Source organism: bacterium, from assembly GCA_041649255.1.
Lineage (GTDB): Bacteria > Hydrothermota > UBA3073 > JACQXS01 > JAQTXJ01 > JAQTXJ01.
Genome location: JBAZNK010000005.1, coordinates 26,266 through 42,369, shown reverse-complemented (window position 1 = coordinate 42,369; position 16,104 = coordinate 26,266). Strand labels below are relative to the sequence as shown.

Below are 16,104 nucleotides of genomic sequence, written 5' to 3'. Positions count from 1 at the left end.
TACACTAAAATTTTATAAAGCAGCAAACAAGATATTATGGATGAACTGAAATTAAGAGTTCCGTTCAATACAAAAATATCGTTTCTCATAACTATTTTAGTTGTTATTTTGTTTTGCTTTTTTGTGCCAAACACCCCACCTAAAGTGCGGAAACTTACCGCAGATGTTGTTACTCACGCGGTTGAATTGCCACAACAGATGCAGCAATTAAAAGAACCGCCACCACCACCAAAACCTCAAATGCCGGTAGCAGCGCAAACGGATGCAGAAGTAGAAGCAAGCACAATAGATCGAACGAATTTTGATGGGTTTGAAAAAGCCCCTGTGGCGCCTCAGGCAGAAACGGCAATTCCCTTTAGTGCCGTAGAGGTAAAACCTGTAGTGAAATATAAAGTAAATCTTGAATATCCGGATCTTGCAAGGAAAGCGGAAATAGAAGGGACTGTAGTTGTGGATTTTATAATTGATACACTGGGTAATGTTGAAAATATTAAGGTGATAAAAAGTGTTCATGAATTATTAGATGCTGCCGCAGTAAAAACAGTAAGACAATGGAAATTTACCGTAGCAAGACAAAGAGATAAGGCGGTTAGAGTTGAGATGCAACAACCTGTTAGGTTTTCCCTTAATCAATAAAGAATAAATAATAATTTTAATATTTTATCAAAGTAATTTATTTATATGGGAGGTAAGATGGCGAGACGATTTATTATTTTAAGCATATTTTTAGTATTTGCTTCAGCGCTTTTTGCTCAAACAACTGGTAAAATAAAAGGTAAAGTTACGGATGCGTCTACCGGGGAAGCGATGCCTTTTGCCAATGTTTATATAGAAGGAACTACAATGGGCGCCGCAACCAATATGGATGGAGAATATGTGATTTTAAATGTTCCGGTAGGGACATATGCGTTGGTTGCCAGCGTAATAGGTTATGCTAATTCAAAAGTAAACGACGTTAAAATTTCCGTGAATATGACAACAACAATTAATTTTAAGCTTTCAACCAGTGTAATAAAAGGGGAAGAAGTGGTTGTCACGGCAAAACGTCCCGTAATTGAAAGGGATATGACTTCTTCCGGCAAACGAATGTCCGGCAAAGAAATTACCCAGACGGCTACAAAAAACTATCAGGAAGTAGTTGCATCTCAAGCAGGCGCATCTGAGACCAAAGGAAGGTCTGCAGGGTTACACATAAGAGGTGGTAGGAGTGATGAGGTTGTTTATATTGTTGACGGTATAAATACGACAGACCCTGTAAATGGGCAGGCGGGAGCAATTGTTGACAACAACGCTATTTCCGAAATGTTGTTAATTTCGGGAGGGTTTGATGCTGAGTATGGGAAAGCGATGTCAGGAGTAGTTAACATAGTTACAAACGAAGGGAGTGTAAAGCCGAGTGGAACATTGAAATATACGACGGATGGAATATTCCCAAGGAGTAAAAATCTCCTTTCTAGTCTTTTGCTTAAGGATACTATGCCGGTAAAAGATACTTTAGGAAAAACTATAACACAAGTAATAAATTCCGACGTTATATTTAATCAGGGAAATAATTTTGGTTATAATGATATAAGTTTTACTTATGGCGGGCCTGTATTTAAAATGAAGAAGTTTAATTTTTTCACTTCTCTTGGATATAACGGTTATAGTCCATCACATTTGCCGCATACCGATAATATGCAGCAAAGAGGAACATTTAAATTGTCATATAAAATAAACAACAAGATGAAAACAACGTTATCAAGTAATTATGGTTATACCGAAGGGCATGGTTATTCGCATTATTTTTCAAGAGGAGCATGGGAAGAAGATGTTGCATTTTATAACAAGGGAAATTCGCAGGTAAACATAAAGTTCAATCATAGCATAAACTCAAAGACCTTTTATAATGTAAATATAGGAAGATTTAACACGTATACAAACAGTGCTTCACAGAGAGAAGTGGCGGATAGTAGTTTTTTGGGTAAGGTATTTGGAAGACACACATGTCGTGATTATCGGGAATTTCGAGAGATAGGAACCGGGCTGCCATGGGTAAGTTTAGCTTATGATAGCGGATGGTATAACCCAAAGACAAAAGAATGGCGAACTGTGGGTGGAATAGAATGGTCAGCAGAAAAAGCATGGAGATGTTATTATGAGAACGTAGCGCATTGGGGACATACGGATGTGGAAACCGGAGAGTGGTTATGGAATGAAGGATTAAAAGCAACGGATATAAGAGATGCGTATGTATCAAGGTATTACCAAAACACTAGTTATGGAGTAGGAAAAGATTCTACGGTATTAACTGAAGATGATAATATAATATATGAAATAGATGATACCACATTTATATACAGCCATAGATTTAACTTAGGTAATTATATAGAGGATGTGCGTAAATATATAGGTGATACTACAGGGACATTTGATGCAGATTCGTTTGAACCAAGTGGAAATTTGTCAATGATGAGATATAATGATGATGAGTGGAATATATTTGGTTATTATTTTGACCCGCGATGGAATTCGAGGAATACGGTTCGATGGGCTGGTAATTTCCAGATGACATCACAGATGAATAAGTATAATGAAGTAAAAGTAGGCGGAGAGTTTGAGAAATATGAATTAAAGTATACGAGTTTGGTATTTATGAATACAAATCCTTTTATAGATTATTATAACAAGAAGCCGATAACGGCAGCGGCATATATGAGTGATAAAATAGAGTATGAAGATATGGTGTTAAAATTAGGAATAAGAGCAGATTATTTTAATCCGGTAGATAGTTTTTATATAAGAATGGATTCACTTCAAGCCGGGAAAGAAGAAGTAAGCGCGAAGTATGATTTTTCGCCAAGATTTGGGATATCTTATGCGGTTAGTGATAAGGCAGTGATGTATGCGAACTACGGACATTTTTTTCAGCCTTTAAATTTTGCGGATATATATCAGAATTTAGATGCGGATATAACAAATGGCTGGCCAACGATAGGGAATCCAAATTTACCGCCGCAAAAAGAAATAATGTATGAAACAGGATTTAAGTATGCAATGACACCGGATTTTGCGGTAGACATAAGTGGATATTTCAAGGACATAAAAACGTTATTGACAACACGATCTATGACAACGGTATTTAAGAAGAAGTTAGCAAGTTATACCGTATATGAGTTGTATGATTTTGCGGTAGTAAAAGGGTTTGAAATAGCTTTTATAAAACGGGCAAGTGAGTATCTAAGCGGTTCTTTATCGTATGGGTATCAGCAGGCAAGGGGAACGGGATCAAGTAAGGGAGAAGCATTTGAGTTATATCAATATAGTGGAAGTGGAGCTCCGCCAAATAGAGAATTCCCATTAGAGTTTGATATCCCGCATACTATAAAGAGTAATCTAAATTTTTATTTACCGGAAGGATTCGGACCAGGGATAATGGGAGTAAAATTATTAAGCGATTTGAATACGAATGTGCAGTTTGGGTATTCAACGGGAGCTCCTTATACGCCGAGCGATGCGAAAGCGGGTACCGGAGAGATAGGAAGCAGAAGGATGCCGGCAGTAGTGACAACGGATATGAGAATGGACAAGGGGTTTTTAGTAGGAGGGAAAAGGTTAAGCATATTTATGACGGTTAATAATTTATTTAATATAAAGAATGTGCTGTACGTATACACATCAAGCGGGAGAGGGGATATACCCGGATTCCCGACAGCGTACGATTCAACTTATTGGGCGGGATTATATAATAATTATTTAAATGAATCGGATGGATATAGGGAATTATTTGGATATACAAGTGCGAAAGATATGTATGATAAACGGTTAGCGGTATGGAAGAGATATTATGATAATCCTTATAATTTCAGCTCGCCAAGAATTATACAGGTAGGGTTGGAGTTTAGATTCTAAATACTGAATTATGAATTATTCGCATAGAGCGGAAAGATAATAAATATAATAGATTCCCGCCTCCGCGGGAATGACAAAGGGGAGGAAGAATGAGAAAGTATATAGGGTTAATATTAATAATAGGTGCGAGTCAGGTATTTGGGTTTCATCAGCCTACAGGCCGGTTAGCAACGGAGGGTAATCATAAAAAAAGCACGGGAACCAAAGGCAGCAAGACCGAAGTATGCACCAAACCTGCCGATTGGTGGAAAGTGTATTGGACCGGGGTAGGGAATTTAACTGATTGGACAGTATCCAATACATTGCAAGGAGGTTTATTTGCGCGATATCCCGGGGATGCAATAGGAAAATACGATGCATCGGATGCACAGCACAACAGAGCGCAAGGGTATTTTAATAATACAGCAACGAGAGGAAGAACAGGGGAATATCCCGCAGGTTCTTATCAATATTACACTTATGAATGTGGGTTATGGGTAGGCGCAAAAAGACGATTCCCCGGGGATAGCACATGGACAAGTGTTTTGGCAAGAGGCGCATATAGTTCGGATGTAGGTGCAATGTATGTCCCTGAAGTAGAAGATGCCGGTGAGGCGGGTAATATAGGCGCAAAAGGATTGGTATTTAGTGATCAGGCAATATCAAGCGGTGGCCATCCGCATGCGGGCAGTTTTGTATTCAAACAACCCGGATTGGATAAAGAAAGTTATCAGGCGTTATGGCCGTTCGCAGATACGTTAATAAATAGAAGACGAAGTGATCCGAGTTTATATTTGGATCCAGCCGCAGGCGATATCGTATCCCAGGAAGACGTTTTTTCAGTAGCCGGAGATTGGATACCGGCGGAAGATGCAAGAGTGATATGGGTATCTGATGCTGGACCTTACGATGGCGCGAAAGGTGCAGTAGGAGTAAGAATAGAACAGCGAACATATTCGTGGAATTATGCATATAATGAAGCATATATATATCTGAGTTGGAAAATAAGGAATATGACTGAAGATACCTTAAAAGATGTATATTTGGGATATTTTATGGATAACGATATCGGCCAGAGTTCAAATGATCCTGCATCAGGGTGTAAAGATGAATTAATCGGATACGATACAAGTTATGTAAGTGAATTTGGCAGAAGAATGGATTTAGGATATACTTATGATATAGACGGAAAAGAACCGGGATGGACCACGCCCGCAGGATATATAGGGTGCGTAATGTGCGAGACTCCAGGGAATAAGGGAATGACCGGATTTCAATATTGGCAAATAGTAGGAGAACCCGGCAATACAATTGACCGACCATTGCAGGACTCGGTAAAATATGAAGTTCTTTCATGTAAGTTCCCCGGAAGACCGGCATATATGGCGGCAACTATGCCTGAAGATATGAGACAATTATCTTGCAGCGGTCCGACCACGATATTGCTACCCGGGCAGGAAATAGAAATGACAGTGGCAGTTGTAAGCGCATATACATTAGGCGATTTGAAAGAAAGAGCGAAAAACGCAATAAGACAGTTTAATATGGGATATATAGGATTTGCACCGCCACCACCACCTACATTGTCAGTGATACCCGGAGACGAGAAAATATATTTATCATGGAACTCGATCCCCGAAAACTATATAGACCCGATGGCAAAAATGCCGACATTCGAGGGATATAGAGTATATAAGAGCGAAACCGGATTAAGCGATGCGTGGACATTGTTGGCAAATTATGATTTAAGAAGTAGTAGTAAAGATACCGTATTGGTGGAATATACACAGGGACATTCAAAAGCAAAAATAACATTTGAAGGATATAACAAAAACGATACATTATATTATGATACTTTAGCCACAGCTCCAAACTTAGTAGTTGATACTGTGTTGGCATTTGTCCATTTCAAAGATGCCAGGTATAAAATAACATTCCAGAATCAATACCAGTTTGCAATAATGGAGATGGATAGCGGGAGAGGATATTATTATAATGTAAATGCAGATAGTCTTGGGTCAGGTTATTATTTTGTAACAGATTCTACAAAATCTCCGATTCCCGTTGATCCCGGATATGTATCGGGCGGATATATATATATAGATGGGTTTTATGTAAAAATAAAGAATGGGACGGCGCCTGCAGAACCCGGGACGGATTTACATCCGGTAACGGGAGACGAATTTACTATATGGACATATAAAAGTAATCCGGTAGGAAGTGAAAGCGGGTTGCAACATTGTTATGTAGATAAGCCAGTAAATAATGGGAAGAAATATTATTACTCGGTAACGTCTTATAATAAACCGATGCCGGCGATGGGGCTGGATTCGTTGGAGAGCGCAAAAACAGGAAAGAAATACTGGGGAATACCAATGGAGACTCCTGCGAATTATCAAGGCGCGAAAGTAAGCGTGGTTCATACGACAGGATTTGGAGATGCGGATATAAGCGTAAGCGTAGCAAGACCGGATACGATAACCGGTGATAAATACAGGATGGTATTCTTAAAAGAAGACATGAAAGATACAATGAAAGCAAAGTACTGGAGACTTGAAGATATAACAAAGAATACAATAGTATTGGATAGCTGTAAATATTTTGAATTGGATTCGCTGCCTTTGTTGGACGGTTTGGATATAAAAATATCAAAAAAAGTATATAATGATAGTGGGGCAGTTGAAGACGTTGCAAATTCAGGCTGGAGCGACACGACAAACTCCGGAAAATACAAACAAAAAAATCTAAAGAGTAATCTTATCATTCGTCCTACTTTTGGTACGAAAAAAGGGACAATAGCAAGAGAACCATATTATGATTATAAACTTGTGATGTCAAAGCAGGGAAGTTATGATATGGGAAATAGGTATGCCCCGTTTAAGCTTACAAATTTGTGGTTTCCGGAAGATACGGTTTTCTTCCTGTACAGTGATAACGATAATAATGGAATATTTAGTTACAACGATAAAGTAGATATTTTTAAAAATAGAGCAGATTATACAGGGACAGCATATAATGTTTCTCTAAAAGTTGACACAACCGTGGGTGCTCTGAAAATGATTTATCCCGATACGGGAGATGTGTATAAATTATTTGTTTTCAACAGAGTGACACTAAGAGATACTTTTGAGATAAATACAACTGCATTTAACGCAGATAAAGATTGTGAATTGGATAGTATCCGGGTAATGCCAAATCCATATTTTATGAGAGCAACGTGGGATAAAAATAAATATCAACATAAAATATGGTTCCAGGGGATACCGTCAAAATGCACAATACGAATATTTACAGTAGCAGGATTATTGGTAAAAACGATTGACCACGACGAAGCGACTTTTAGTACAATGAATACGAGAACAGAAGTTAGCGGTCCCGGAGCGCATGCGTGGGATTTCACATCAAAAGCAGTAAAAGAAGGGGAAGTAGGTCCAATAGTAGCAAGTGGATTATATATTTATCAGGTAACAGCAAAATCTAAAACCAATAAAGACATACAAAAGATAGGAAAGTTTGTAATAATAAAATAATAATCTGTTTCTGCCTAAAGCAGAACTGATTTTATTGTAAAGGTGGGGTAGAAAGAATAGACTAATGGGGTAGGATTTGTTGTTCTGCCTGCCCGAGGGAAATAGATAATAGGAGGAAAAATGAGTTATAAAATAAGAGCGTTTGTTTATGTAGTAATAGCAACAAGTATAATAGGAACAAGTGGATGTAGAAAGAATAGTGCGCCGGATGCGCCTTCAATGCCGGCGACAAACACATATAGCAGTATAGATACAAGTTGGGTTGATTCAACAACTTGTTTCTATACATCCGCAACAGATCCGGAAAAAGAAGACGTTTCTTATCAATTTTACTGGGATGATGGAACGACTTCGGCTTGGAGCGAGTATTTTAAATCAGGAGATATCATAAAAATGAACTATACGTATACAATATCGGATACTTATGCCGTAAAAGTAAAATCGAGAGACATTCATAAAAATGAATCTGAATGGTCGCAGGCTCTTGTATTGAAAGTGCTTACTAAATCAGCTGCTCCGGAAAGCGTAACTATTGTGCCGGTTATAGATACCGGCGTGATTGAAGTATCCGTACAATTTGTGGTTCGCGCTGTTGACCCTGAAAATGATAGGGTGACTTTTATGTGTAAATGGAGTCTGGCAGATTCGGGCTGGGATACAACTACTGTAGCAAGTGGTGCAATGGATACGTTAACGCACATATATAAAGAAACAGGTCTTTTTGTAATTAAAGCAAAAGCAAAGGATAGACAGGGAAGCGTTTCGGTTTGGTCTTTGCCTTGCTCAGTAACTATAGTTCCCCCTAAAAAGCCACCTAAACCGGATGTTCCGATAGCGCTAGAAGGTCCTTATATTGAAAGATTTATGCATACCCCTTATTGGTTTTATAATCAGGTGATCAAGTCAACTCCACCTACTACAATTCAATTTAACTGGGGAAATGACTCCTCTTTGAGTGTTGTGGGAAGTGTATGGGATTCCATTACAGTGATAACGCAACTTCAAAATGCTTATACAACTACAGGTACTTTTAATGTAACAACTAATGCATTTGATAATTGGGGACAATGCTCCGATACAAGTGCTTCCCTTGCGATTACAATATCCGATAATTTTGTTAGTTGCTGGGATACGGATACCTGTTTGGGGATGGCAATATATAAAGATACATTGTGGGTAGTGGATTGGACAAACCACCAAGTAAAGATGTTTAACACTGCAGGTGTCTTGTTAGGGACAATAGGTGCAAATACTCTGAAAGCGCCTAAGTATGTGGCGGTAGATTCAAGCTGCGTATATGTAACAGATGCATCAACGGCATTTGATGAAATTCATAAAATATATGTATTTAATAAAAACGGGACAATAAAAGATACAATTGGAGGCAAAGGCTCGGGCGAAAACAGTGAAGGGAAATTTTATTATCCAACGGGCATAGCTGTGGATACAGGATTTATATATGTTGTGGATTCGTTTAATAAGAGAATACAGAAATTTACAAAAACCGGGACTTATGTTAGCAAATGGGGAATATCTGCAGAAGCGATGGGAATGAAAATATACGACAATGAATTATACGTTGCTTTTCATAAAGGCGATGCGGTTCAGGTATTTAGCACCGAAGGTATTTATATAAGAAATATCGGCACAAATGCTATAACTGCAGGGAAAGAACTTGATGCTGATGGTTGTTTGTCCGTTCCTTGCGATGTTGCAGTGACGGCAGACGCAGTTTACGTAGTGGAAGCAAGTCATAAATCCAATAATAACCGTGTGCAAAAATTTAGTAAAACCGGCGCTTTTGTAAACAGATGGGGTGAAAAAGGCATTGCTAATGGGCAGTTTAAGTCTCCACAGGGAATAGTAGTAGATGATGCCGGGAATATTTATATTGTAGATACAGGCAATTGTAGAATACAAGTATTCAGACCTTAAAAAATAAAAAAGTCCCGCTGAGCGGGATAACTTAGAGTAATTCCGCCAAAGCGGGAAACTCTAAATATAAAAGAGAATAAAAATATATATTTGTGTGAATATCCGATGATGCGGATAATAGAAGGGGGCAAAATGAAAAAGTTTATTTTTCCTGTAATAGTACTGTTGTCTATTCCTATTGCAAGTTTTGGGTTTAGGCTTGGCGGATGCAGCGCGCCTTTTTTAACGATTGGTGGAGGAACAAGAGCTCTTGCGCTCGGAGGAGCTTATTCTGCATTTGCAGAAGGAGTCGAGGCTATTTACTGGAATCCGGCAGGCATTGCTAAACTTCGTGGTATTGGAGCAGATTTTGTTTATGCAAATCTGTTTCCCGGTTCAGGTATAAGCGTTAATAATCTGGCTATTACTATACCTGCAGGAGACGGGACAATTGGAGTAAGCACAACGTCTTTGTTGTCGGGCGAGATGCTATACCAGCCTGACATCGTGGAAACATCTCTCCCGGTGTATTTTTCGGCAAATAGTTTTGCAGTCGGTATTTCATATGCAAGAAGAATGACGGATAAATTTAACGCGGGCATGACTTTTAAAGTTATAAATCAATATGCGTATAATACATCCGTTTCCGCACCCGGATGGGCTTGCGATGTCGGAGGAACCTATAATACTAAAGTCAACACCCTTAAACTTGGTTTCGAGGGTGCAAGTATAAACTTCAGCGATTTACGCTTTGGGTTTATGATTCAGAATTTTGGACCTGATATTGCATTCAGCGGAGAAAGGCTAAGGTTTTATTATACGTATGATGATGCTTCGCAATCTTCCGATCTTGCTGCTATGTGGTTGCCTACAAAAGACCCGTTGCCTTTGAGTTTTCAATTCGGAATTGCCGTTAATACTTTGAATACGAAAGACTATAGAGTTACCTTAATGAGCGACCTTGTCAATGTTCTTGACCAACCAACTACTTTTGGGTTCGGGATAGAAGCAGGTATGAGCGATAAGTATTTTATTCGCGTTGGATATACCGGAAAAAATAACATATGGGATGGAAATAGTCAAACAGGTGATGCCACAATAGGTAATCTTATGGGACGGGCGATAGAAAGATTTAATGAAGGATATACTGCAGGTTTTGGAATAGTTAATAAGTTTGCGGGAACAAAAGATATAACAGTTGATTATACCTATCAGTCGCATAAATATTTGCACGGAATTCATAGAATAGGACTTGGTTTTAGCCTATAGATGTCCCGCCGAGGCTGGGATTGTATAAAATTATGAAAGGAGGTGAAGAGTTAACAATAAAACGTTTGGGTATCAAAGTGAAGAAAAATACTCGTCCGCCACTCTATCTTTGGCGGAAGGCGAATTTGCGTGACAGACGTGGTGTCTGTCGTAATAGATTTAAGGGAGGTGCAAGATGTATAATTTAGTAAAAGTCGTATTGTTGTTTTTAGTTTTAACTCCTTTGAGTGGTATGGCTAGGAGTTGGTCTGGATGGGCACCGGTTGATACAAATACGGGGATAAGTTATAATGCCTTTGGTTCAAAAATCCCGGGATCTAAAAATATCTGTATGGTATGGAGTAAAGCGATTTTGGATGAGGGACTCTGGAATGGACACGTGATATATAAAGCTTCTCAAAATGGCGGAAGAACATGGGGAAACAATATTGATATTATGAATTTAATCCCGCGCCCAGCAGATCATCCTGCTCATTACAATGATATTACAAATCTAAAAAGCACTGTCGGCAATACCTATGGTATATATGATTCTCAGGAAAAAATCCACATCGTAACGGATGTAAGCTTAGGAACTTCTACGGATGGTTCTTATTACCCTGCAATGTGCTGTGCTTTGTTGCATTATTCTTCGGAATACGATTCGGTTTATATAATTTCGTATCATTCATATCCTTACCCGGACCCAAATTTTTTCAAGTGGATGCCTGCCAGTGGTGGTTCATGGAGTGACGTTTTATACCCGTATTATGGTGGACTTCAGGCAAAACCGGTCATTTCGGAAGACCCGATTACAAAAAATCTTTATGTTTTATGGGTTGAATTTCCGGTTGATACTTATGGCATAGCAGGTTATGAAGCAGGCGAAATATATGCCTCTTATTCTCTCGATAAAGGTAGAACATGGGCTCCAAAGATGAACTTAACTATGACACCCGGTGATTGCGAAGTCTTTTTGTCAATGGCTCCTATAGTTAATGATACTTTGCATTTTATGTATGAATTGGATATTAGTGGGTATGATGATATTATTAAGCAAGCTTTAGACCCTAATAAAAATCCTTTCATAAGAGTTAACCAACCTATTAAAAGAGGTGACATATCCGTTCTTTCAATAAATGGTCCGACTCGTGAACCTGACTCTTTAACAGCAGGAGATATCGTTATTCCGAATGCTACTTATAAAAATAATGGTACGGAATCTGTTGAATTTCAGGCACGATTTGAAATGAATAGAGTACTTCTTTTTGATATGGGAGATTCCGTTACTCCAGAATCACTTGTTACTCCTGCAATAATATACTATGACGTTAAAAATGTAACTATTCCTGCAGGCGATACGATACAGGTAGCGTTCAAGCCATACACAGTAATGGGTGACAGCGGAGCACAAATTAACGGTTACTATGAAGTATATGCCACGATGTTAATAGATACTATACTGGATAATAATTATATGGATACTACTTTTGTTGTGAAACCGGTTGGCAAAAAGTCCTTTGTTTCACCAATGAGAACGAATCCTTATCCTGCGCTAAGTATGCCAAAAGCCAGGGATAGAGACATTAACTCAGATGTATTTGGTGGAACGTATAATAAGTTTATGTCTGTTAATGGTGATACTGTTGGATGCACTCAGTATGATAGGCAATGGAATAAGGCACCAATGAGACTTATTATATGGGATCCCAGAAATAATTATACCCATACTACATGGATGAAACAACTTACCACCGGAGGAGTTGAACGCCACATGTTCTATAATTATTATGATGGTTCTGCATGGGGATGGCCCGGGCTTGATGGTGGGACACCCGTTCAGACGGCGTCTAGAGATGGATATGGAAGTATTGATTTGGATACTGCAGGGAATGCAGTTATTGCTATGCATAGAGTTACAGGTGGAATTAATAAATGTTGTATATATCAGGACATTCTTCCCGGAATGGGTTCTTTTAATCCGATAAAAGAGTTTCCTCCTGCACCCGGAGATTCTACGACTCTATGGCCTGTTGTTGCAGTTGATGGAGCAGGTGATATGCTTATAATGGCATCTGCAGACAGCACACTTGGACAACCTGCCAATATGGACAAACTATGGTATGCTTGTTATGCAGATACTTTAGGGATAGAAGATGCCGGTTCTGCACCGAAGTTGTTTACCGTATTTTCTGCGTATCCTAACCCGGCAAATGGTATTGCCAGTATAAAATACTCTTTACCAAATGAATCAAATGTTGCCGTTAAGGTATATGATGTTACAGGGAAGCTTGTAAATACTCTTGTTAATGAAAATCGCAAGGCGGGAACTTATACTACAACTTGGAACGGTAAAAATACAAAGGGAAACAAAATGTCTACCGGACTTTATTTCTATAGAGTAGAAGCCGGTTCTAAGGTTGCAACGAGAAAGATAGTATTTGTTAAATAATCGAATTGTTATAATAATAAAGGGGCAGGGATTCTCCCTGCCCCTTTATTTATTCATGTTATGCACATATTAGTTTTTATAATAATATCTCAAAGTCTCGGGCGTAGTGTGGGACAAATAGAGTTGTTTGCTGGCGGAACAAATATAGTTTCTGCATCAACAGACAAGAATTCATCCCTACAAAGTTCAGAGCGTAGCGTTGGACAAATTCCTATTTCCGGCAATATCTCGGGAAGGTCGTATCCACAACAGATAGGCAAAAAAAATCCCAACACTGCTCTTTTATTATCTATCCTTCCGGGAGGTGGACAGTTCTATACCCATAATTATCTAAAAGGAACCGCATTTGCATTATTGCAAGGAGCAGCAGCCGGAGCTACAATTTATTTTTGGGCTAAGGAAAACAAGGCAAAAGAAGAAAATAACAGCCCTGATGCAGAGTATTATTATAGTAAGATGTATAATTATTTGTGGATAGATGGATTTGTATGGGGACTCTCTATGATGGATGCGTATGTCTCGGCACACTTCTATAAGTTTAGAGATCAATCGGCCGCAAGTGGATTAGAAATAGGTTTTAGATTTTAGGTTAGAATTCATCATAAAGAAGCGCCTTTTGGGCTCGCAAACTATTCAACAATAAAACAATTATAAATAATAAACTTTTTTAAAGAAAAAACTTGCAATTTAAAAAGAAGTGGTATATAGACTGTAAATAATGGATATTAAAAAATATAAGTTTGGTCAGGTTACGATTGGGGATGTTATATACACAAGAGATTTGGTTATATATCCTGATAAAGTAGAAACAAGCTGGTGGCGCGATGCAAATCATTTAGTTCAACTTAAAGATTTGCAAAAGATTTTAAATTCTCCGCTACAGGTTTTAATAATTGGAACGGGTCCTTTTAATGAGATGAAAATAGAAGATAGCGTTAAAGAAGCCTGTGATTCAAAAGGGATAAAACTAATAATAGAAAACACCGAGAAAGCTTGTGAAACCTACAATGAACTAAAAGCACAAAATATCAAGGTTATAACCGCACTACATCTTACCTGATAGTCTTTTTTGTTCAACCTTGTGGGGCATTAGTCCAGCCTTGAAAAGTGTTTTAGATAGTAAAACATCGAGTTAAAAGCTTCCCCAAGAAAAAACTTGCAATTTTCCAAAAACGGATTATAGTAAAATAGTGGGCATTGAACGCAACGAATCAAGATAGGATTCACAATAAGAAAAAACATTTAAGTTTTATTTGCGTATGATAGGATTTAAGGTAATAAAAATATATTTATTAGCCGTGGTTTTAGCCCAATTTTTAAAAATAGTCTTTGGGTATATGCGCGAACACAAAATAAATGTTCGCTATTTTATTGAAACCGGAGGAATGCCAAGCTCTCATTCTGCAGGCGTTGCGTCACTTTCGACTTCCGTCGCTATTATACAGGGCTTGAGATCCATTGATTTCGCAATAGCTTTATTGTTTAGTCTTATTGTAATGTATGAAGCAACCGGGTTGCGGAGAGAAGCAGGAAGGCAAGCGAAAGCCATTAATAAATTAATAGACACTTTAATTCATGATAAAAAACAATTCGAACACAAAAGATTGCAGGAATTATTGGGGCATACGCCTCTTGAAGTTTTAAGCGGAACTGCATTGGGTATTGTTTTTGCGCTAGCATTTTTTTAAGTTGTTAAAAAACAGATGAGGTCTAAACTTGTGATTAAACCTTGTCCCGACAATCGGGATGAGTCAATAAATTTGCCTAATAGAGAGGGGGAAAATATGAACAGCAAGCTTCAAACCTTGCAAGGTATGCACGATAGATTACCGGACAATATGAAGAAGAGACAATGGGTTATTCAGCGCATTACTAGTGTGTTTGAAAAATACGGTTTTGAACCTATGGAAACTCCTGCCATAGAATACTGGGAAATTCTATCAGGTAAAGACGTATATGGTGACGAAGAAAAATTAATATATAAATTTCAGGACAGAGGAAGAAGAGATGTGGGGATGAGATTTGATTTTACCGTTCCTTTAGCCAGGGTAGTGTCCTCATATCCTGATATTACTATGCCATTCAAACGTTATCAAATTCAAACAGTATGGAGATGTGATAAACCTCAATACGGCAGGTTCAGAGAATTCTATCAATGCGATGTCGATATTGTTGGAACGGAAAGTGTAATTGCAGAAGCCGAACTTATAATGGTAGCAAGTGAAATATTTGAAGCCATCGGTTTCAAAAAATTTATGACTAAAATAAATAGTCGTAGATTGTTACAAACTATTTGCGAGTACAGTGGAGTGGATAAAAGCAAAGAATTTGAGCTTTTCAGAGCTATGGATAAACGAGATAGAATAGGAATTGACGGAGTTAAAGAAAATTTTGAAGTTCTTGGATTATCAAAAGAGACTAAAGAAAAGATAATCAGTTCTTTGGGACAGCCGATTGCTCAATTAGAAAAATTGCTTCCCAACAAAGAAGGAATAGCGCAGGTAAGAACTTTGTTCTCGCATCTTGAAAATCTTGGATGCAATATGAAACATATAATGTTTGATCCCTGGTTATCAAGGGGATTTGATTATTATACCGGTCCAATTTTTGAAACTATTATAGAAGGCACAAAGGTTGGCAGTGTTGCAGGTGGCGGCAGATATGACAATTTAATAGGAAAGTTTAATGATAAGGATATTCCTGCCGTAGGTATATCAATAGGACTTGAGAGAGTTTTAATGGTTATGGATAAACTCGATATGAATCCTAAATTTGCTTCTCCGGTTAAGTTTCTTGTTACGCTCTTTGATGCCCCAACCACAAAATATGCTCTTCAGGTCGCCAAAGATATAAGAAATTCAGGCGTAGGGGTGGAAGTATATCCCGAAGCAATAAAAATCGGCAAACAATTTAAATATGCAAGCCGAAAGAAAATACCTTTTGTTGTTATAGCAGGACCCGATGAACTTAAAACCCACTCTGTTGCCATAAAAGATATGAAAAGTGGAACTCAGGAAGTAATTAAATTAGCTAAATTGAATATATGGCTTCAGAAAAAACTTGAGATTCGAAAATAGAGACAGATGATAA

10 protein-coding genes are annotated in these 16,104 nt (G+C 38.2%); all 10 read left to right on the top strand.

Translation table 11 applies throughout. The features are described from left to right. The first annotated feature begins 36 nt into the window (after positions 1 to 36). The 10 genes from WC614_04905 (at position 37) to hisS (ending at position 16,091) form a co-directional block, all read left to right on the top strand. Positions 37 to 636, top strand: a complete 600-nt coding sequence (locus tag WC614_04905) for a TonB family protein (GenBank protein ID MFA5032342.1) — start codon at positions 37 to 39, stop codon at positions 634 to 636. Positions 637 to 693: 57 nt separating this feature from the next. Further along, positions 694 to 3,891, top strand: a complete 3,198-nt coding sequence (locus tag WC614_04900; GenBank protein MFA5032341.1) for a TonB-dependent receptor — start codon at positions 694 to 696, stop codon at positions 3,889 to 3,891. 89 nt (positions 3,892 to 3,980) lie between these two features. Next, positions 3,981 to 7,400: a hypothetical protein gene (locus WC614_04895; GenBank protein ID MFA5032340.1), complete on the top strand. Its 3,420-nt coding sequence runs from the start codon at positions 3,981 to 3,983 to the stop codon at positions 7,398 to 7,400. Positions 7,401 to 7,520: 120 nt separating this feature from the next. Further along, on the top strand, positions 7,521 to 9,335 hold the full coding sequence (locus WC614_04890) for a 6-bladed beta-propeller (GenBank protein MFA5032339.1): 1,815 nt from the start codon (positions 7,521 to 7,523) through the stop codon (positions 9,333 to 9,335). Positions 9,336 to 9,467: 132 nt separating this feature from the next. After that, positions 9,468 to 10,583, top strand: coding sequence for a PorV/PorQ family protein (locus WC614_04885; GenBank protein MFA5032338.1), 1,116 nt, complete (start codon positions 9,468 to 9,470; stop codon positions 10,581 to 10,583). A gap of 175 nt (positions 10,584 to 10,758) precedes the next feature. Further along, complete coding sequence (locus WC614_04880; protein MFA5032337.1) at positions 10,759 to 13,014, top strand: T9SS type A sorting domain-containing protein; 2,256 nt, start codon at positions 10,759 to 10,761, stop codon at positions 13,012 to 13,014. 60 nt (positions 13,015 to 13,074) lie between these two features. Then, positions 13,075 to 13,602: a hypothetical protein gene (locus WC614_04875; GenBank protein MFA5032336.1), complete on the top strand. Its 528-nt coding sequence runs from the start codon at positions 13,075 to 13,077 to the stop codon at positions 13,600 to 13,602. A 130-nt stretch (positions 13,603 to 13,732) separates the two neighbouring features. Continuing rightward, entirely contained in the window at positions 13,733 to 14,074 is a 342-nt protein-coding gene (locus tag WC614_04870) for an MTH938/NDUFAF3 family protein (GenBank protein MFA5032335.1), read from the top strand. A gap of 199 nt (positions 14,075 to 14,273) precedes the next feature. Continuing rightward, positions 14,274 to 14,702 (top strand): divergent PAP2 family protein, encoded by a 429-nt coding sequence (locus WC614_04865; GenBank protein MFA5032334.1) that lies wholly within the window; start codon positions 14,274 to 14,276, stop codon positions 14,700 to 14,702. Positions 14,703 to 14,798: 96 nt separating this feature from the next. Beyond that, on the top strand, positions 14,799 to 16,091 hold the full coding sequence (gene hisS, locus WC614_04860) for a histidine--tRNA ligase (GenBank protein MFA5032333.1): 1,293 nt from the start codon (positions 14,799 to 14,801) through the stop codon (positions 16,089 to 16,091). Positions 16,092 to 16,104 lie beyond the last annotated feature (13 nt).